This is a genomic window from Pseudochelatococcus sp. B33 (assembly GCF_053570585.1).
Genome location: NZ_JBSEFH010000025.1, coordinates 19,441 through 36,059 on the forward strand (window position 1 = coordinate 19,441; position 16,619 = coordinate 36,059).

At 63.6% G+C, this 16,619-nt stretch carries 21 protein-coding genes; 11 read left to right on the forward strand and 10 right to left on the reverse strand.

All coding sequences use genetic code 11. The annotated features are described in order from the left end of the window. Positions 1-56: 56 nt before the first annotated feature. Together ACUSIJ_RS23245 and ACUSIJ_RS23250 are read right to left on the reverse strand one after the other, a co-directional pair. The gene (locus tag ACUSIJ_RS23245; protein ID WP_449310804.1) at positions 57-983 is read right to left on the reverse strand and encodes a Bug family tripartite tricarboxylate transporter substrate binding protein; all 927 of its coding nucleotides are present in this window, start codon (positions 981-983) and stop codon (positions 57-59) included. 400 nt (positions 984-1,383) lie between these two features. After that, on the reverse strand, positions 1,384-1,581 hold the full coding sequence (locus ACUSIJ_RS23250) for a hypothetical protein (protein ID WP_449310805.1): 198 nt from the start codon (positions 1,579-1,581) through the stop codon (positions 1,384-1,386). A gap of 56 nt (positions 1,582-1,637) precedes the next feature. Here ACUSIJ_RS23250 and ACUSIJ_RS23255 point away from each other — a divergent pair, with 56 nt between their 5' ends. Both ACUSIJ_RS23255 and ACUSIJ_RS23260 read left to right on the forward strand, forming a co-directional pair. Further along, a complete protein-coding gene (locus ACUSIJ_RS23255) occupies positions 1,638-2,273 on the forward strand; it encodes a GntR family transcriptional regulator (RefSeq protein ID WP_449310806.1) in 636 nt (211 codons plus the stop codon). Between the two features lie 82 nt (positions 2,274-2,355). Next, entirely contained in the window at positions 2,356-2,934 is a 579-nt protein-coding gene (locus ACUSIJ_RS23260; protein ID WP_449310807.1) for a cysteine hydrolase family protein, read from the forward strand. Between the two features lie 104 nt (positions 2,935-3,038). Here ACUSIJ_RS23260 and ACUSIJ_RS23265 read toward each other — a convergent pair whose 3' ends face one another. Then, positions 3,039-3,356: a hypothetical protein gene (locus ACUSIJ_RS23265; protein ID WP_449310808.1), complete on the reverse strand. Its 318-nt coding sequence runs from the start codon at positions 3,354-3,356 to the stop codon at positions 3,039-3,041. Positions 3,357-3,632: 276 nt separating this feature from the next. On the opposite strand from ACUSIJ_RS23265, the gene ACUSIJ_RS23270 reads away from it, so the two are divergent. The 9 genes from ACUSIJ_RS23270 (at position 3,633) to ACUSIJ_RS23310 (ending at position 11,443) form a co-directional block, all read left to right on the forward strand. Then, positions 3,633-4,853 carry an FAS1-like dehydratase domain-containing protein gene (locus ACUSIJ_RS23270; protein WP_449310809.1) on the forward strand — a complete coding sequence of 407 codons (1,221 nt, stop codon included), beginning with the start codon at positions 3,633-3,635 and terminating at the stop codon, positions 4,851-4,853. Positions 4,854-4,880: 27 nt separating this feature from the next. Beyond that, positions 4,881-6,062 carry a CoA transferase gene (locus tag ACUSIJ_RS23275; protein WP_449310810.1) on the forward strand — a complete coding sequence of 394 codons (1,182 nt, stop codon included), beginning with the start codon at positions 4,881-4,883 and terminating at the stop codon, positions 6,060-6,062. Next, the gene (locus ACUSIJ_RS23280; protein ID WP_449310811.1) at positions 6,059-7,249 is read left to right on the forward strand and encodes a CaiB/BaiF CoA transferase family protein; all 1,191 of its coding nucleotides are present in this window, start codon (positions 6,059-6,061) and stop codon (positions 7,247-7,249) included. The genes ACUSIJ_RS23275 and ACUSIJ_RS23280 overlap by 4 nt, the downstream gene beginning before the upstream one ends. Positions 7,250-7,267: 18 nt before the next feature. Beyond that, entirely contained in the window at positions 7,268-8,137 is an 870-nt protein-coding gene (locus ACUSIJ_RS23285; RefSeq protein ID WP_449310812.1) for an FAS1-like dehydratase domain-containing protein, read from the forward strand. A 44-nt stretch (positions 8,138-8,181) separates the two neighbouring features. Further along, a complete protein-coding gene (locus tag ACUSIJ_RS23290) occupies positions 8,182-8,976 on the forward strand; it encodes an HpcH/HpaI aldolase/citrate lyase family protein (RefSeq protein WP_449310813.1) in 795 nt (264 codons plus the stop codon). 468 nt (positions 8,977-9,444) lie between these two features. Then, entirely contained in the window at positions 9,445-9,630 is a 186-nt protein-coding gene (locus ACUSIJ_RS23295; RefSeq protein WP_449310814.1) for a helix-turn-helix domain-containing protein, read from the forward strand. Between the two features lie 23 nt (positions 9,631-9,653). Continuing rightward, entirely contained in the window at positions 9,654-10,073 is a 420-nt protein-coding gene (locus tag ACUSIJ_RS23300) for a CopG family transcriptional regulator (protein WP_449310815.1), read from the forward strand. A gap of 84 nt (positions 10,074-10,157) precedes the next feature. Further along, positions 10,158-10,526: a hypothetical protein gene (locus ACUSIJ_RS23305; RefSeq protein WP_449310816.1), complete on the forward strand. Its 369-nt coding sequence runs from the start codon at positions 10,158-10,160 to the stop codon at positions 10,524-10,526. Positions 10,527-10,528: 2 nt separating this feature from the next. Further along, a complete protein-coding gene (locus ACUSIJ_RS23310; protein WP_449310817.1) occupies positions 10,529-11,443 on the forward strand; it encodes an extracellular catalytic domain type 1 short-chain-length polyhydroxyalkanoate depolymerase in 915 nt (304 codons plus the stop codon). A 168-nt stretch (positions 11,444-11,611) separates the two neighbouring features. Here the strand turns inward: ACUSIJ_RS23310 and ACUSIJ_RS23315 are convergent, their stop codons facing one another. The 7 genes from ACUSIJ_RS23315 to ACUSIJ_RS23345 all read right to left on the reverse strand — a co-directional run bounded on the left by ACUSIJ_RS23315 (position 11,612) and on the right by ACUSIJ_RS23345 (position 16,580). Continuing rightward, on the reverse strand, positions 11,612-12,304 hold the full coding sequence (locus ACUSIJ_RS23315; RefSeq protein ID WP_449310818.1) for a recombinase family protein: 693 nt from the start codon (positions 12,302-12,304) through the stop codon (positions 11,612-11,614). An 83-nt stretch (positions 12,305-12,387) separates the two neighbouring features. Then, a complete protein-coding gene (locus ACUSIJ_RS23320; RefSeq protein WP_449310819.1) occupies positions 12,388-12,579 on the reverse strand; it encodes a recombinase family protein in 192 nt (63 codons plus the stop codon). 12 nt (positions 12,580-12,591) lie between these two features. Then, positions 12,592-12,747, reverse strand: a complete 156-nt coding sequence (locus ACUSIJ_RS23325; protein WP_449310873.1) for a hypothetical protein — start codon at positions 12,745-12,747, stop codon at positions 12,592-12,594. A 72-nt stretch (positions 12,748-12,819) separates the two neighbouring features. Further along, complete coding sequence (locus ACUSIJ_RS23330) at positions 12,820-12,963, reverse strand: hypothetical protein (RefSeq protein ID WP_449310820.1); 144 nt, start codon at positions 12,961-12,963, stop codon at positions 12,820-12,822. 287 nt (positions 12,964-13,250) lie between these two features. Further along, on the reverse strand, positions 13,251-14,051 hold the full coding sequence (locus ACUSIJ_RS23335; protein WP_449310821.1) for an ABC transporter permease: 801 nt from the start codon (positions 14,049-14,051) through the stop codon (positions 13,251-13,253). Next, complete coding sequence (locus tag ACUSIJ_RS23340; protein WP_449310822.1) at positions 14,048-14,707, reverse strand: ABC transporter ATP-binding protein; 660 nt, start codon at positions 14,705-14,707, stop codon at positions 14,048-14,050. The genes ACUSIJ_RS23335 and ACUSIJ_RS23340 overlap by 4 nt, the downstream gene beginning before the upstream one ends. Positions 14,708-14,861: 154 nt before the next feature. Further along, the gene (locus ACUSIJ_RS23345) at positions 14,862-16,580 is read right to left on the reverse strand and encodes an ABC transporter permease (protein ID WP_449310823.1); all 1,719 of its coding nucleotides are present in this window, start codon (positions 16,578-16,580) and stop codon (positions 14,862-14,864) included. Between the last annotated feature and the right edge of the window lie 39 nt (positions 16,581-16,619).

The window sequence follows — 16,619 nt, forward strand, 5'->3', positions numbered from 1 at the left end:
GTGCGTGTTGCCGCTGTAGTCAGCGCGGGACGTCCGAAGGTGTCCTGCGGCAGACACTACCGGATGCTTTCGATCTCGTTCAGGATCTGATCCCTGAACGGCTCGCCGCAAACGACGTTCTCGGTTGCCTTCAGTTCAGCCACGAAAGCCTTCCAGGCGTCGGTGGCCGCCATCTTTTGCAGTGCATCCTCGATGATCCTGACCGTGCTTTCGGGTGTGCCCGCCTTGGCAATGAGACCGCGCCAGGCGACGACGCTGACCCCAGCGTAGCCGAGTTCCGCGAAGGTGGGGATGCCGGGTGAGAACGGATCGCGCTTCGGCCCGGTGAGGGCTATCAGATGGGAGCCGTCGGGAATGCGCGTCGCGCCAAGGGTGGCATCGACATCACCGTTCATGACAGCAAGGTCCGCCTCGGCGCTTCCGTCGAAGGGAACCCAAGTGAAGTCGATTCCCAGCGCCTCCTTTATCTGCATCGCTGCCACATAGACGCTGCTGCCGGGACCGCCGCCGCCGGAGAGGCGCAGCTTGCCCGGTTGCTTCTTCGCTTCGGCGATAAAGTCGTCGAGCGTGGCGAAGCGGTCGTTGCGGGCCCAAAGGGCATAAGGCGCACTGACCAGGGCGCATAGCGGCGTAAAATCGTCTGCCTTGTAGGGAAGCACGCCTTGAGCCAGGATACCGGAATAGGTGATGGTCCATGCGCCGAGCGTCTGCCCGTCCGCCGGTCGGCTGTGCAGGAACTGTAGCGCCAGCGCCCCGTTACCGCCTTCCCTGTTGTCGACCACGACCGATTCGTCAAGGATGGGCGCTACTTGCGCCGCCACTGCCCGTCCGAAGCGGTCGACCGAACTGCCGGGTGAGGTGTTCACGACCAAAGTAACGGGACCGTTGGGAAATTTACCTTGAGCGAGACCTGGCTGCACGCCAAACGCAACTAGCCCCGCCACTATCGCTGCGCCGGCAAGCTGGCAAGATATCTTTTTCACATTCCCCTCCCTTTTTCTCGGAATTTATAAAAAATATTGTCCATTATCGTGGGCGGAGTCAATTCGGAATTCGTATCCTCATCCTGGAACTTCAGATGTCGTACGGTTTCTGATTTCCTCGCAAACCCCGGAAGCGAGCCACTGTCGAGGCGGGACAAATTTTGCATTGTGCATTTTTCAATTATGATAACGGCTGGATAGAGTCAAGCGGCGAGCTCTTGCGGCCGGGTCCCGATGACTGGTCCAGTGAGAATGTTAGTGCATGGTTGGTTTGGTCGTCCATCAGGAAGGCCATCGCCGGTCTCATCCCGGCCGCTGGCGAGATTGTCTTCGGCGGCGAGCCGGTACTGTCCCTGCCGGCGCGCCAGCGGGCGGGAGCCGGAATTGTCGCCGGAATTGTCTATGGGCCGGAAGGCTGCGAACTCGTCGGCAGCTCGGGCACGACATCCTGCAGCATCCGGTCGAAGCCTTGCAGCGCCTCGGCGTCGCGCCGGAAGCCGTCGAGACGGTCATCCTGGCCCGGCCTCGACGGCAAGCTGGGTGCAGGCCGGTCGCAGTCCCGTGCCTTCACCGGAATCCTGACGATGAAAGATTGCATTGTGCAGTATTATCCAGTCTATTCCTTTTCGGACGTATCCGGGGAAGGACAACAATTTGAGGCACCAGACGAAGGAAGAGCGGGTCGCGGACTACCTGCGGGAAGGTATTATATCGGGCCGTTTTCCACGCGGATCGAAGCTCAAGCAGGCGGAGCTTGCCGAGAAGATCGGCACGAGCATCACGCCGGTGCGCGAGGCGATCAAGCTGCTGGAAGCGGAAGGATTCGTGCTTGGCTCATCGCACCGGGGTGCGGTGGTGGCGCCGTTTGACATCAATGCGACCGAAGAGATCGTGGACTTGCGTATGATGCTCGAGTCCAAGCTCGCCCTTGCGGCGCTCTCGCGCCTCACGCCGCAGAATCTGGAGGAACTGCGCGAACTTCAGCGCCAGATCGAGGACGCGGCGGAAAAAGACGACCGCGATACGGTACGACTCGTCAACTACCGTTTCCACGAGTTGATCTACATGGCGGCCGATCTGCCGCAGACCTTGCGTTTCGTCCGTATCCTCTGGGCGCGGTACCCGTTCGATCTCATCAATCGGCTGGAGAGCCGGATCGAGCGGGCATCGCGGGAGCACCGGGAAATGCTGAGTGCGCTCATCGTGCGCGACGAGGCGGCGCTGCTCGTGGCGCTGCGGTTGCACATCCGCTCGGGCTGGGATGAATTCAAGGCGAGCTACGCAGATTAGGGCAGGGCGACCGCCGCGCGCTCTTTACCAGACTTTGCCTGCCCGCGTTCCCGAATAGGCGCGTCAAACCAAGGAGCCTACAATGCCTTCCGATACGATTCTACTTGTCATGGACATGATCAACGATCTGGTGCATCCCGACGGGGCGGGCGGCAAGACTTACGCGATCACTTGTGGCGAGCGCAATGTTTACCGCAATACCGCGCACGCCATCGCCCGCGCCCGCGAGGTGGGGATCAGGGTCGGTTACGTGCGCGTGGGATTCTCTCCCGATTACCGGGAATGCCCGCCCGCTTCGCCGGTGTTTTCCCGCGCCCGGGATAGCGGCCTCTTCAAGCTTGGCACCTGGGGCACGGAAGTCTACGCGGATTTCGCACCGCGGCAGGGGGACGCGGATATCGTCAAGCATCGCGTCAGTCCGTTCTATGGCACCCCGCTTGCGCCGCTCCTGAGCGCGCAGGGAATCAGGCGACTGCTTTTGACCGGTGTGTCCACGAATGGCGTCGTGCAGGCGGCGGCGCGCGAGGGTCACGACCGCGATTTCCACTGCGTCGTGCTGGAAGATTGCTGCGCCGGCGCGACTGATGAGGAGCATGCCTTCGCTCTGGCGAGCGTACGCCGTTTCGCCGACGTGACGACGGCGGCGGAGTTCAAGGTTTAGAGAAATTTGGATGAATGTCGAAAGAGCCCCCCACCGCGCAAGCCTCTCCGACTTTCACATTGTCCCATAACTTGCGTTAATTCGATCGCCAAATTAAACACGCCCTATTGCATCAAACCAAAAATGGGTACCGTTTTTAGGATAAATTTGATGCAAAACCAAAGAGATAGGGAAAAATAGCAATTCGGGTTCAATGCATTTTGCTCTAGCGCTTCGCCAACACGCCGCGACATCGCATTGCCTGTGCAACCTTTCCCTTGTCGTTTATTGGCCCCGGTTTCGCCGGATAGGGCGCCCGTCCGATGCTCTTCGATCCGGGCGAGAAAAGCACCGAAATCTGCGGCGCTTATAATAATGCATTTTATTTCAAAACGTGTTGCGCATACGACTTCCTTGTGATGCCAGTGGGCGATGCGCATCATTCATTTTCTTGAAAGAGCTCCTTCATCGGTCGACATCTGGCGCAGACTGGACCGAAAAATCGAGTTGACCCCTTTAGTATAAAATGCATTATTAGACCCACGATACCTGCAAAAAGGGGCGCGGCGCGTTCCAAAAGCGGGAAGCCGGCAACGGCAGTCATCCGGATTTCCCGCGGCGCGATGAGCCCCTCGCGGGCGGGAACCTGATCCGCGCTGCAGCGCCGCGACTGTGATCCCCACCGCGTAACGACCATATCCACCAAGGAGGACGGACCTTTGGCTACAGTAGAGGTGAGCGACACGAACAAGCAGGATGTGGGTGGTGCGCCCGCGGAGGGCCGGATTACGGATGAGGCGGTCGCGAACGCGCGGGCCATGATCGGCCTGCAGCTGCGTCCCGAGGGGCCGTACCTGCAGGACGCAACAACCGATACCTTGCGCAATTTCTGCAATGGCATCGGTGATCTGAACCCGCTCTATCGCGAACTGGAATACGGCCGCAACACCCGCTTCGGAATCCAGGTCGGACACCCGATGTTCCCGATGGCCTTCGGCTGGGTCGGGCGGACGCGCTGGGGCCTGCCCGGCGTCCATGGTTTCTACGCCGGCAACGACTGGGAACTGTTCCGTCATGTTCGTCCCGGCGACCGGATCAGCGCGATCGAGCGCGTCGTCGGCGTCGAGGAAAAGGAGAGCAAGTTCTCCGGCCGCCTCGTGCTCCAGTATGTCGAGGCGACCTATGTCAACCAGCGCGGCGAACGCGTCGCGCGGGCGCTGGGCACCTGCACGCGCCACGAGCGCAAGGCCGCCCGCGATACGGGCAAGTACAAGGACATCGAGCCCTACGAATACACGCCGGAAGAGTTTGAAAAGCTCGACGAGGCGATCCTGCGCGAGGAGGAGCGCATTCGTGGCAGCAACGTCCGCTACTGGGAAGACGTTCAGGAGGGCGAGCAGCTTGACCCGATCGTGCGCGGGCCGCTGTCGCTGATGGACACGATGGGCTTTCTGGTCGGCTGCGGCCGCGGCCATACCCACGGTGTCGTCTTCAAGGCGGCGATGAAGCATCCCGGGCACTTCTTCCGCAATCCCGAAGCGGGCGGCGGCATCGAGTACACGGGTATCGGCCATCACCGGGAGAGCACCGCCAAGGAAGTGGGTGTGCCCGGCGTCTACGACTACGGCCCGCAGCGGTCCTCCTGGATGTGTTCGCTGGTGACCAACTGGATGGGCGATGCGGGCTTCCTCAAGCGCATCCGCACCGAGATGCGCCGTTTCAACACCATGGGCGATTCAACCTGGTGCAGGGGGCGCGTGAGCCGCAAATACGTCAAGGACAGGCATGCGCTCGTCGATCTGGAGATCTGGGGCGAGAACCAGCGTGGCGAAGTGACGACGCCGGGGCTGGCGACCGTCATCCTCCCGAGCCGCGACCCGCAGATCCCCGTCAGCTCCGATGGTGCGAATCTCGACCTCGACCTGCCTGTCGTGCGCTGACCCTGCATCTGCGGAGCGCATAAGATCATGGACACGCAATTACCCCTTTCGGGCATCAGGGTCGTGGAGCATGCCTCGGGCGTCGCGGCGGCCTACGCAGGGCGCCTGCTCGCGGCCATGGGCGCGGAAGTGACCATGATCGAACCGCCCGGCCTCAGTCCGCTCCGGCGGGAGCCCCCGTTCCTCTCGCCGGAGCCGGCGGTGAGCGCTTTCTTCGTTTATCATTCAGCCGGCAAGCGCAGCGTGGTTTGCGATCTGGCGACCGGGAAAGGGCGCGTTGCGTTCGACCGGCTCGTCGAGGGGGCTCATATCCTTATCGACGATACGCCGGTTGCGGAGCGCGAAGCGTTCGGCCTTACTCCCGGGCGCATCGCCGGCATCCACCCGCATGTCGTGCACCTGTCGGTGCTGCCGTTCGGCGCCACGGGTCCGAAGGCCGGGTGGCTCGGGGCCGAGCTCAACCTCATCCACGCCAGCGGCGAGGGCTTTCTGCTCCCCAATGGCCTGTCGGCCGACCTGTTTCCGGATCGTCCGCCGCTGAAGATTGCAGGGCACTTTGCCCAGATGCAGGGCGGCATCGCTGCGGCACTCGCTTCGTTGGCTGCGTTGTGGGCAGGCAAGGGGCAATACGTCGATGTCGCGGTGCAAGATGCCGCCGTCGCAGTGGGAGCCTTCACGGTGCAGCGCTACGGCGACGGTTCGCTCGAGCATCGCGTCAGCCGATCGTTCCGCTACGGTGGCGTCATCGCGTGTCTGGACGGCCACGTGGAACTCCTCACGCTGGAGGAGCGCCAGTGGGAGGGACTTGTCGAACTGATGGGACATCCGGCCTGGGCGCAGGACGCTGCCTTTTCCGATCCCGCCGAACGCAGCGCGCGCGGCGATTTTCTCAACCGGCAGATACGCGCGTGGGCGCATCAGCAGCCGGTGGACGATCTCGTCTCCCGCGCCCAGGAGCTCGGCGTGCCGATGGCGCGATTCAATTCGCCCGCGCAAGTCCTGGCGGGGCACCACGAAAACGCCCGGGAACTGTTTTCCGACGTAGACATTCCCGGCGCCGGCGCCTGCCGGATCCAGACTGCGCCCTTCCGCTTCGGTGACAAGCCTTTGCCGGTGCGCAGCCTGCCGGAGGAGCCGGACGCGGATCGGCCCGCATCGCAACATCGCCGCCATCACGATGTCGGCCAGGATCAAAGGGACAGCGCGTGAAACCTCTGCAAGGAATTCGCATAGCGGACTTCACTGTGCATGCCGCAGGGCCATTCTGTACCCATATGCTGTCCCAGCTCGGGGCGGAATGCATCAAGATCGAAACCGCCCTGCGGCCGGACATCTTCCGCAAGCCGCACACCGTATATGGCCGCAGCGGACCGGCGAGCTTCGATCAGGTGGCGTCCAACAAGCTCTCTGTCCGGCTCAACATGAAGCAACCAAAAGGCGTGGAGATCGCCAAACGCCTCGTCGCCATCTCGGACGTTGCGGCCGAGAGCTTTCGTGCCGGCGTCATGCAGCGTCTCGGCCTTGGCTACGATGTCCTGCGCGCCGTCAAGCCCGATATCGTCATGGTGTCCGTGTCGTCGTCGGGCCAGACGGGGCCGGATTCGCATTTCGCGGGTTATGCGCCGCTCTTCGGGGCGTGGGGTGGTCTCGGCTATCTCACCGGCTACCGGGATGGCCCGCCGGTCGAGATGCGGCATGTCATGGATCATTCGGTGGGCCTCAATGCCGCGCTTGCGACGGTTGCGGCGCTGCATCGGTGCCGGCGGACGGGCGAGGGGATGCATGTTGACGTCGCGGCGCGCGAGGTTGCATCCTCGCTTGTCGGCGAGGCTCTGGTTGCGGTCGCGGCGGGCGCGACCATGGAGCGCATGGGCAATGAGGACTACAGGCGGGCCCCGCACGGCGTCTACGCGACGGCCGAGCCGGATCGGTGGCTCAGCATCGCCGTGGAAACAGAGCCGCAATGGCTCGCGCTTCTTCGCGTCATGAACAGGCCCGATCTCGCGGACGATCCGCGCTTCTCCACCGCCGAGGAACGCTATGCCCGGCGCGCGGCGCTGGATGAGATCGTCGCGCATTGGAGCGCGTCGCGGGACGCCAACCCTGCCGCGGAACGGTTGCAGCGGGCCGGTGTGCCGGCTCATGTCTCGTGGAGTGCGAGGGACATCGTGAGCGATCCGCATCTGCGAGAACGGGCCGCCATCGTAACCGTCGCGGAGGCGGGAGGGGGTGAGCGCGCCGCCGTCGGCTTTCCGGCCCGGTTCTCGAAAAGCACTGCGGGCATCGTACGCGGAACGCCGGAACTGGGCGAGCACGAGGCATATGTTTACGGCGAGCTTCTGGGCATCGGCAGGAAGGAGTATGAACAACTCGTCGCAGACCGGATCATCTACTGAAAATCGGGGGGGGGACGCATGTCGCAAGACGCCCATAAGATCGGCGCTGATGAATATGACGGGGCCATCGGCCGTACGGAGACCACGCATGCGACAATAGCCGCGGATCGCGTGGAAGCCCTGGCCGCCACGCTGGATCTGGAGGCTGTTCCGGGCGGAGGCGGCACGGTCCCGCCGGGGTGGCACTGGCTGTTCTTCAATCCGTTCGTGCGCCGCGGCCTTGTCGGGCCTGACGGACATCCGAAACGCGGCGGTTTCCTGCCGGACGTAAAGCTGCCGCGGCGCATGTGGGCCGGAGGCCGGCTGATCTATCATGCGCCGCTGCCGATGGGCCCGACGGTCGCCCGCAACAGCGAGATCGCGGATGTGACCGTCAAGGACGGCAGCGCCGGCACGCTGGTCTTCGTCACCGTTCGCCATACCATCGTGCATGACGGCACGGTTTTCATCGAGGAGGAGCAGGACATCGTCTATCGGGATGCTCCCGTGCCGGGCGCCGCCAAGCCGCGTCCGTCTCCTGCGCCGGAGGGGGCCGAGTGGTCCGAGGCGGTGCAGCCCGATCCGGTGCTGCTGTTCCGCTATTCCGCCCTGACCTCCAACGGGCACCGCATCCACTATGACCAGCCGTATGCGACGCAAGAGGAGGGCTATCCGGAGCGGGTGGTGCACGGCCCGCTGATCGCTACATTGCTGCAGGGGCTTGCCGCGCGCTCGCGGCCGCAGGCACGGCTGTCGCGTTTCGAATTCCGTGCCATGGCGCCGCTTTTCGTGGATCGCGGTTTTCACATCGAGGCCGCAAAGCGGGAGAGCGGCGACGGGCTCTCGCTCTGGGCGAAAGGACCCGACGGCGAACTGGCGATGCGCGCGGAAGCGGCGTTCCTGTCCTGACCGGCCTCCACACGACAATATAATCCGTCATCGAAGGACAGAAGATGGGCCATCCGCGCAGTTACCTTTTCGTTCCCGGACATCGGGCCGACCGCTTCGACAAGGCGGCCGCATCGGGTGCTCACCGGATCATCCTCGATCTGGAGGACGCGGTTGGGCCGCAGGACAAGGACATCGCCCGGCGGCAGGTTACGCTCTGGCTCGCTCAGGGTGGAACCGGCGTCATCCGTATCAACGGGGCCGATACGTCGTGGTTCGGCGAGGATCTGGCTGCCCTGGCCGACTTGCCTCATGCCGCCGTCATGGTTCCCAAAGCCGATCCGCGGAGCCTTGCGCAAGTGGCGCGCTTTCTACCGGACAGGCCGATCATAGCGCTTGTCGAGAACGTCGATGGACTGGTCGAGGTCAGCGAAGTCGCCGCGTCACAGGGTGTTGTCCGGCTTGCGTTCGGCAACCTCGATTTCGGATTGGATGCCCGCATTCCCGGTCCGGGCGCGGTTCTGGACCCCGCACGGTTCCAGATCGTCGTCGCTTCCCGTCGGGCCGGCCTGCCGCCTCCGATCGATGGCGTTACCGTCGCGTTGCAGGATGAGACGGTTCTGGCGGCCGATATCGCACGCGCGCGCGACCTTGGCTTCACGGCCAAGCTTTGCATTCATCCGAGCCAGATCGCGCATGCCAACAAGGGATTTGCACCGTCGGACGCGGAAATCGACTGGGCGCGGCGTATCGTAAGCGCCATCGAGGAAAGCGCCGGTGCGGCCGTGCAGGTGAACGGCAAGATGGTCGACCGGCCCGTGCTCGAGCGTGCCCGGTCGATCCTTGCCGAGATTGCCTGATCCGGCGTCCTGTGACGACGGCAGACCCGCAGAGGCTAAAAGGGCGACCGGCAGCGGAACCCTGACAGTATGGACGCTTAATTCCATCAGCGATCTCGATTTCATCTCGCGCTTGGCGTCTTCCGCAAGCTGTCTGCAAGGTTCGTGCTCGGCTTAAGAATCCGCCCTATTGCGTGGAAGCTCATCTCGGCACGCTCACGCAGCTGGGACTTGTGGCCAGGGCGGCCGAACTCGGCAGCTTTGCCGAACTTCTCTGATGCCTGGGCCTGAACCTGAAATAACCGAAAAATAAGCATGTCCCCATGGTTGTCGTGAAAAAGCAAGAGGATACCATGGGGTTACATTGAAGCGGAGGTGTGTCGCCGAAATTATGCTGCGGCACGAAACAGTCCGATAAGCTCGCCCGTCCTACGCAGTTCACGCCGGCCAGACTGTAGCAGGAAAGACCATGGGCTCTGCTGAAAGCGCATGCGGCTTGCGGCGGCGCGGCTCCGGCGCGGCGACGAGCCTCTGTCGCGCATCGCCCGGTCGCTCGGCTATACCTCGGATAGCGCCTTCGCTGCCACCTTCCGCCACATTCCCGGCCGCTCGCCCGCCCGCTACCGCAGTCTGCATCGCGGCTTCTTGCAAAGCATCCGAGTACCATCCATATGACATCCATATAGATGGAAATAAATATGACCAACAATGTTTACAGACTGCGCGATAAGGGCGGCGAGTCCGAGAAGATCACCATCAATCTCGGCTATGTCGATCTCGGCCGTGTCGACCTTCTGGTGCAGGAGGGGTTTTATTCCAACCGCACCGACTTCATCCGCACGGCGATCCGCAATCAGCTTGCCGTGCATGCCGAGACCGTCGCGCAGTCGATCGACCGGTATACGCTGGAACTGGGATTGCGCGACTACAGCCGGGCGGATCTGGAGGCGGTGAGGGCCGCTGGCGAAAAGCTCCATATCAAGGTGGTGGGGCTTGCGCGCATCGCACCCGACGTCACGCCCGAACTCGCGCTCGCGACGATCGCGTCCATCACCGTGCTCGGCGCGCTGCAGGCCAGCGCGGAACTGAAATCCGCGCTGGCCGACCGCATCCGATAGTCCCATCCGGCAATCCATTGCCCGCTCAAGGCGGACAACGCACTGGCTAACCGACACAAGCCCATTTCGCAGGGAACCATGCCCATGAACAATGATTTCGCCGACGCCATGCGTCGGGCGGGGCTGTCGACGCGCGCCACAATTCTCGCCGAGGCCACCCGCATGATCCAGAACGCGCTGGCCGGGCGGCCGGCTCCGCACTGGCGCGCTCCGGCCGAGCCGGAGATCACGCCTCCGCCCAGGCGTCCGCCACCGTTTTCCATCGACGCGGATGCCGAGATCGTCGCACCTCCCGCACAATCGCAAGCCGCGCCCGAGCGGCTCGCCGCCGCATCGCCGAGGCTGCGCAGGCCCTTGGGAGAGGCCTCGCGGATCCTCCGCGAGGGGCGCCTGGCGGCCGGCGCTTTCGGCGCTCCCGACACGCCCCCGCCCCCATTCACTCGCCCGAGATGAACTTGCCGGGTATCCGCTTGCCCGGCGTGCCGAAACCGACCCCGGAAATAGCCGTTCCGGATGGGGCGCAATTCCTGTCGCGTTCCTTCACCTGCGCGGCCGGCACGCGACGCTACAGGCTCTACGTTCCCGCCAGCGCGCCGGACCGGCCACACGGCCTCGTGGTCATGCTTCATGGCTGCAAGCAGGATCCGGAAGCCTTCGCCGCCGGCACCGGCATGAACGCCGCCGCCGAGACCCACGGTCTGCTGGTGGCTTATCCGGGCCAGTCGGGCACGGACAACCCGTCGTCCTGCTGGAACTGGTTCCGGTCCTGCGACCAGATGCGGGACGCCGGGGAACCGGCGATCATCGCCGGGATCACGGCGGCGATCATGGAGGAATTCGGCCTCGATCGCAGCCGCATCTTCGTCGTGGGTCTGTCGGCGGGCGGCGCGATGGCGGCGATCATGGGCGAGACCTATCCCGATCTATACGCGGCTGCCGGAATCCATTCCGGGCTGGCCTGCGGATCGGCCAACGATGTCCTGTCAGCCTTTTCCGCCATGCGCGGGGAGGGCGACCCCGCATCGCATGCAAGACCGCACGCGGCCGCCGGCCGGCCCCCGATACGCACCATCGTCTTTCAGGGAGCGGCGGACCGGACGGTCCATCCTTCGAATGCCGAGCGGATCGTCGCGCAGGTCAGCCCGCCCGGCACGCAGGGTGTCGCGCGGCGGGAATCCGCCCGCGCGGCTGGCGGGCGAACCTATACGAGGACGACTGTCACCGACGCGGCCGGAACGCCGATCGTGGAATACTGGCTGATCGACGGCGCCGGGCATGCCTGGTCCGGCGGTCGGGCGGGCGGCTCCTACACCGATCCGCACGGCCCGGATGCATCGCATGAAATGGTGCGCTTCTTTCTGGATCAATAGTGATCGTGTAAGCGCATGCAATGGAATCCTGTTGGCCTGCTGCCGATTTCGTGGCGTTATGGTCGGCGATTGTCAGGCTTTTCTCGAATCCGCCGGGGCGCGGTTAGCGAGGCCATGGCCGAAGTTGCCGAGATGAAGCGGGCGACGGGCGGGAGGAGGCAAACTGTTTCACCGAGAAGGTGCCATTTGGTAAGGCGACGCCATCAGATCGCCACCTGCAGGGAATGTCGGTATCGGTGGTTGCGCGCCCCCGCAACCAACGATAATTGCGATGCTCCTGTATTGCCGCTTCACCGCGTCCCAGATGTCTTGGTCGACGATACGCAGCGCGGGCACTTCCTGCACGACCCCTTCGCTCTCGGGGTTGAGCCGCGAGACGCGCTTGCCCGTATTGGGGTCCTTCAGATAGCGCAGCCAGTTCCAGACCAGCTTGCCGATATAAAGCTCATTGTTGAGGATGCTGGTGCCTCGCTTCGGATTGCCGTGGATGGTCGACGGCCCCCATGCGTTGCCAAACGGTCCCGGCACGCCTTTGCGGTTCAGCGTCATGGCGATCGTGCGTGACGACAGACCGGTGAGATAGTCTGCGAAAATGCGGCGCACCACAGCCTCCTCGGTCTCGTTGATCCGGCGCTCTCCCCGGATCGCCTCGCCATCGGCGCCGAACTGGCACGCAATATCATAACCATAGCAAATGTCACCACCTGACTTGCCGTCCTCGACACGGCTGCGCAAGCTGCGCCGCGTCTTGTCGGCGAGGTCCTTGAGGTAGAGCGCGCCCATCGTGCCCTTGAGGCCGATACGCAACTCGTTAACCTCGCCTTCTGACAGGGTAACGATGCTGACACCGGCAAAGCGCATGCGCTTCTAGAAGCCGGCAATATCCTCCTGATCGCGGGAAAGCCGGTCGAGCGATTCCGTGAGGATGATGTCGAAGCGCCGCTTCAGCCCGTGGCGATCAGTTCCTGAACGCCCGGCCGCAGAAGCAACGCGCCAGAAATGGCGCGGTCCGAGTAGCTGTCGACGACCGTCCAGCCCTCACGTTCCGCACAGGCGCGGCAAAGCCGGAGCTGATCCTCGATCGAGGCATCGCGCTGGCTGTCGGAAGAATAACGGGCGTAGAGCGAGACGTTCATGAGACGGCCTCCCTATTTGCGGAGGCGCTCGTCGTCCTCCCGCTTCCATTCAGCGTCGACGAACTCCCGTGCGGTCTGCCGCGCAAGCAGGCGGACAAGCTCCCGAAGGCGCGGGTCGGGCTTCGACGGGCGGACTGACAGCACGCGGTCGGAGGAGACGAGAACCACCCGCATACCTTCGACTGTTGTTCGCCCCGGCTTCACCACCGCGCCATCCTCGCCTTCGGGCGGACCATTCCGCTACGGGCCAAGACTGGGCCTAAACCTGATGGAGGTGAATACGAAATCGCGGGCATTATTCAGCGGCTTGAACGCGACGTGGGCATCGCCAACGAAGCCTTCGCCCATCTTCATCTGCTCCTGGATGACGGCGATGGCCGCCATACCGGACACGGCTCAGGCTGCAGCGCACGCCAAGGGCGGCGAACGCTACGACAGATTCCTCGAAGCCCTCGGCCGCCGCCTAGCCAGCGAGCCACTGCTCAGGCAGGAGGTGCCGGGGGGAGTGCGGATGCTTGAGCAAGGCTAGAAAGGGTGATGGAGGAATTGCGATTATTTATCCGACCCTGCAAAATGACGACTGTGGAAAATTGTTGCGCGAATAGCAAACATGATGGTGATCATTTCCATCCGAGACTGTGCAGCGTGGTATCATCGGCAGCGTCCATCGGCTAATTCCTCGCGACCAGGCGGTCGAGGCGCAGCCGGTGCCGCTCGTCGGTGATCGCGACGACGCAGAGCTGGGTAGCGGCAATGACACCGATGGTGCCCGCACCGGCCAGAAGAAGCATGAGCAGGATCTGGTACTTGGCGGCATCCAGCGGGTCCATGCCCGCCAGAATCTGACCCGTCATGATGCCGGGCAGGACGATGATGCCGGCGCCGGCCATCTGGTTGATGACCGGAATCAGGCCATTGCGAGTGGCCGAAACCCGGATCTCTCCGAGAGCCAGAAAGCGATCGGCTCCCAATGACAGACGCGCCTCGATGGCGCGTTTCTCACGCTGGACGGACGTCAGCATCGCGTTCAGGGCAAGGCTCGTACCGTTCATGACATTGCCCAGAATGATGCCCAGCAGCGGGATCGTGTGCTGTGGATCGAGCCAAGCCGCCTCCCGTAGCGCCGTCGTCAGCGCAAGGCCTGTGACGAATACGGTTGCAATGGTGATCGGCAGGCCACCGAGTCCGAAACGCTTCCAGCCGCCAAAGCGGAATTGTTGCCGCGAGTAGACTTCATATGTTGCCGCGACGATCATCGCGGCCAGGACGAGAAGGGTCACCGCCGGCGACGCAATCGCGAAGACATAACGCAGCATCAGCCCCACGAGGAGTAATTGGGCGACCATACGCACGGCCGCGATCGCCAGCGGCCGGTGCACGTTCAGCGCCAGGAGAATCGAGAATCCCGAGGCGATCACCAGACTCAAGGCGGCGAGCAGCAGGTCTATAACGGAGAGGTTGATCGGCCTCATGGGGTGACCTCGGCCAGTCCTGCGCGCGAGAGCACATAACGGCGATCCGCGGTGCGCGCGACCTGCGCCGGATCGTGGGAAACGACGAGCAACCCTGTACCTTCCCGCTTCACGCGCATCAGCAGCTTCTCAACCCGGAGCGTGGATTCTGGATCGAGCGCCGATGTCGGCTCGTCGAGGAGCAGGAAACGCGGTCGCTGGATGAGCGCCCGTACGAGCGCCAGCCGCTGACGCTCGCCGCTCGAGACATTCTCAGGGACGGCTTCCATCAGGGTTTCGGACATGCCGAGTTCGGCCAGCAGGCGCCGCGCGGCATCGGGATCCGACATGTGGGCAGAAACAGGGGACGTCCACCATCCGGAATCGGCGGCTACATAGGTCACAAGCTGCCGCCATTGGTTCGCCGGCATCGTTTCCCGCGCCAGCTTCCCGATGTGGGCCATTCCTGTTCCGGCATCGAGGTCCGCGATCAACCGGAGCAGCGCACTCTTGCCGCTGCCCGACGGACCGGACAGTGCAACGCAACTCCCTGCCGCGACAGTCAAACTGAACGCAGAGTGGCCGTTGCCGCGCGACAGGTTCTCGACGACCAGGGATTCCGCCGCAGCGAGATCGACCGGTGAATTCGCGACTTCTCGGCTCACCACATGTAGCATTTGCTTATCACGCGTCTAGAATGCAGTGAACGCTACCAGATGGCCTTGGGAGACGCAAGCGATGGATGGCCCCTCCCGAAAGGAGTGCCTGCTGGCAAAAGCGAACAGGTTTCATGGAATGCAAATGGCTGTGGTGTGTTGGTTGCGTGCTTGCCTATTCGCGCTTGTCCGCAAGCGGTCTCCCATCCATGTTCAGGAGTCCTCGCTCCACCTGTCGGGCTCCATCCGGCCGCTCTATCCGGCCCACCCGGGAGAGCACCACGACAGGCAATATGCCGATCACCACGATCAGCAATGCGGCGATTGATGCCTCCTCATAGGTGCCCCGCGCGGCCTCGCCGTAAAGATGCGTTGCCAGGGTCTCGAAATTCAGCGGGCGCAGCAGCAGCGTCGCTGGCAGTTCTTTCATGCAGTCGACGAAGATCAGCAGTCCCGAGGAAACGAGCGCCGGCTTCGACAGAGGCAGGTGGACCTTGCGGAACACCCCTGCGGATGTCTGCCCGAGCATGCGGGCGGCATGATCCAGCGACGGCGAGATGCGGCTGAACCCGGCCTCGATGCCGCCGGTGGCGATAGCCATGAAGCGGGCGCAGTAGGCCAGAACGATCGCGGTGCCGGAGCCGAGCAGCACGAGACCGACCGACACGCCCAGATACTGCTCCGCGCCCGACGCGAGCATGCGGTCGAATGCGCCGACCGGCATGAGGAGGCCGAGCGCGAGCACCGTGCCCGGAACCGCATAGCCCACCGTGGAGATCCGCGCGGCGATTGCGGTCGGACGCCCCGGATAGGTTCGCGCGGCATAGGCGACGACAAGGCCGCAAAGCAGGATCAGAACAGTTGCGGTGGTTGAAACGGTGATGGTGTTGATGACCTCCCCCAGCAGCCTGTCCGAAAGCCCGGCGAACCGGTACCGCTTGTAGGCTTCCGCGCACAGATAGGCGGCAGGCGCGATGAAGCCGAGCACGATGGGAATGACGCACAGCACGAATGCGCCCGCTGCGCGGTACCCGGTCAACCGGGAAGGTCTCATCGCGCGTGGCCGCTGGGCCGCCGCCGCATAGCGCTGGTCGCGGCGCGCGTGGCGCTCGATCAGCACGAGGCCGACCACCAGGACCAGCATCGCAAGAGAGATCTGCGCCGCACCCGGCATGTCGGAACGGCTGACCCAGGAGGTATAGATGGAAACGGTCAAAGTCTTGACACCAAGAAACTCGGAAGCGCCGATGTCGTTCAATGTTTCCATCAGTGCCAGGCTGACACCGACTGCGATGGCGGGGCGCGCGAGCGGCAAGGCCACACGCCAGAACACATCGTGACGACGGTTGCCCAGCGTGCGCGACACTTCGACCAGGTTGGCCGCTTGCGTCAGGAACATCGAGCGCGTGGTCAGATAGACATAGGGATAGAGCACGAGCCCGAGAAGGAGAATACACCCCCACATCGATCTGATGTCCGGAAGGCGGAACTCGCGGGGACTGGAATAGCCGAGCAGATACCGCAACAGGCCCTGAACCGAACCGACGGGATGGAGAACATCGAGGTAGGCGTAGGCAATGATATAGGTGGGAACCGCAAGCGGCAGCAGCAGGCCCCATTCGAGGAATCGCCGGCCGGGAAACGTGTAGGCCGTCACGATCCACGCTGTGGTCGTGCCGATCAGCGTGGTCAGCATGCCGACGCCGAGCAGCAGAAGCAGCGTCTCCCTGAGGGCCGTTGGCAACACATACTGGAGCATATGCGGCCACAGCCCGGCGCTGCCCTCGAACGCGGTCAGGATCAGCGCGGCAATCGGAAGGCAGACGAAAGCGGCGATCGTAAACGCCGCAAGGCGCCACCTCAGCCCGGAAAGACGCCGCGAAACAGTTCTCATGGGATTGGAAACCAATGCGATCGTGATCAGCGCGAGCGG

Bases quoted from the DNA above. Each gene is read 5' to 3' on its own strand.
- ACUSIJ_RS23250 (WP_449310805.1), bottom strand. From the start codon at position 1,581: ATGCAATCTTTCATCGTCAGGATTCCGGTGAAGGCACGGGACTGCGAC.
- ACUSIJ_RS23260 (WP_449310807.1), top strand. From the start codon at position 2,356: ATGCCTTCCGATACGATTCTACTTGTCATGGACATGATCAACGATCTG.
- ACUSIJ_RS23265 (WP_449310808.1), bottom strand. From the start codon at position 3,356: ATGATGCGCATCGCCCACTGGCATCACAAGGAAGTCGTATGCGCAACA.
- ACUSIJ_RS23275 (WP_449310810.1), top strand. From the start codon at position 4,881: ATGGACACGCAATTACCCCTTTCGGGCATCAGGGTCGTGGAGCATGCC.
- ACUSIJ_RS23285 (WP_449310812.1), top strand. From the start codon at position 7,268: ATGTCGCAAGACGCCCATAAGATCGGCGCTGATGAATATGACGGGGCC.
- ACUSIJ_RS23290 (WP_449310813.1), top strand. From the start codon at position 8,182: ATGGGCCATCCGCGCAGTTACCTTTTCGTTCCCGGACATCGGGCCGAC.
- ACUSIJ_RS23295 (WP_449310814.1), top strand. From the start codon at position 9,445: ATGCGGCTTGCGGCGGCGCGGCTCCGGCGCGGCGACGAGCCTCTGTCG.
- ACUSIJ_RS23300 (WP_449310815.1), top strand. From the start codon at position 9,654: ATGACCAACAATGTTTACAGACTGCGCGATAAGGGCGGCGAGTCCGAG.
- ACUSIJ_RS23305 (WP_449310816.1), top strand. From the start codon at position 10,158: ATGAACAATGATTTCGCCGACGCCATGCGTCGGGCGGGGCTGTCGACG.
- ACUSIJ_RS23315 (WP_449310818.1), bottom strand. From the start codon at position 12,304: ATGCGCTTTGCCGGTGTCAGCATCGTTACCCTGTCAGAAGGCGAGGTT.
- ACUSIJ_RS23320 (WP_449310819.1), bottom strand. From the start codon at position 12,579: ATGAACGTCTCGCTCTACGCCCGTTATTCTTCCGACAGCCAGCGCGAT.
- ACUSIJ_RS23330 (WP_449310820.1), bottom strand. From the start codon at position 12,963: ATGGCGGCCATCGCCGTCATCCAGGAGCAGATGAAGATGGGCGAAGGC.
- ACUSIJ_RS23335 (WP_449310821.1), bottom strand. From the start codon at position 14,051: ATGAGGCCGATCAACCTCTCCGTTATAGACCTGCTGCTCGCCGCCTTG.
- ACUSIJ_RS23340 (WP_449310822.1), bottom strand. From the start codon at position 14,707: ATGCTACATGTGGTGAGCCGAGAAGTCGCGAATTCACCGGTCGATCTC.
- ACUSIJ_RS23345 (WP_449310823.1), bottom strand. From the start codon at position 16,580: ATGAGAACTGTTTCGCGGCGTCTTTCCGGGCTGAGGTGGCGCCTTGCG.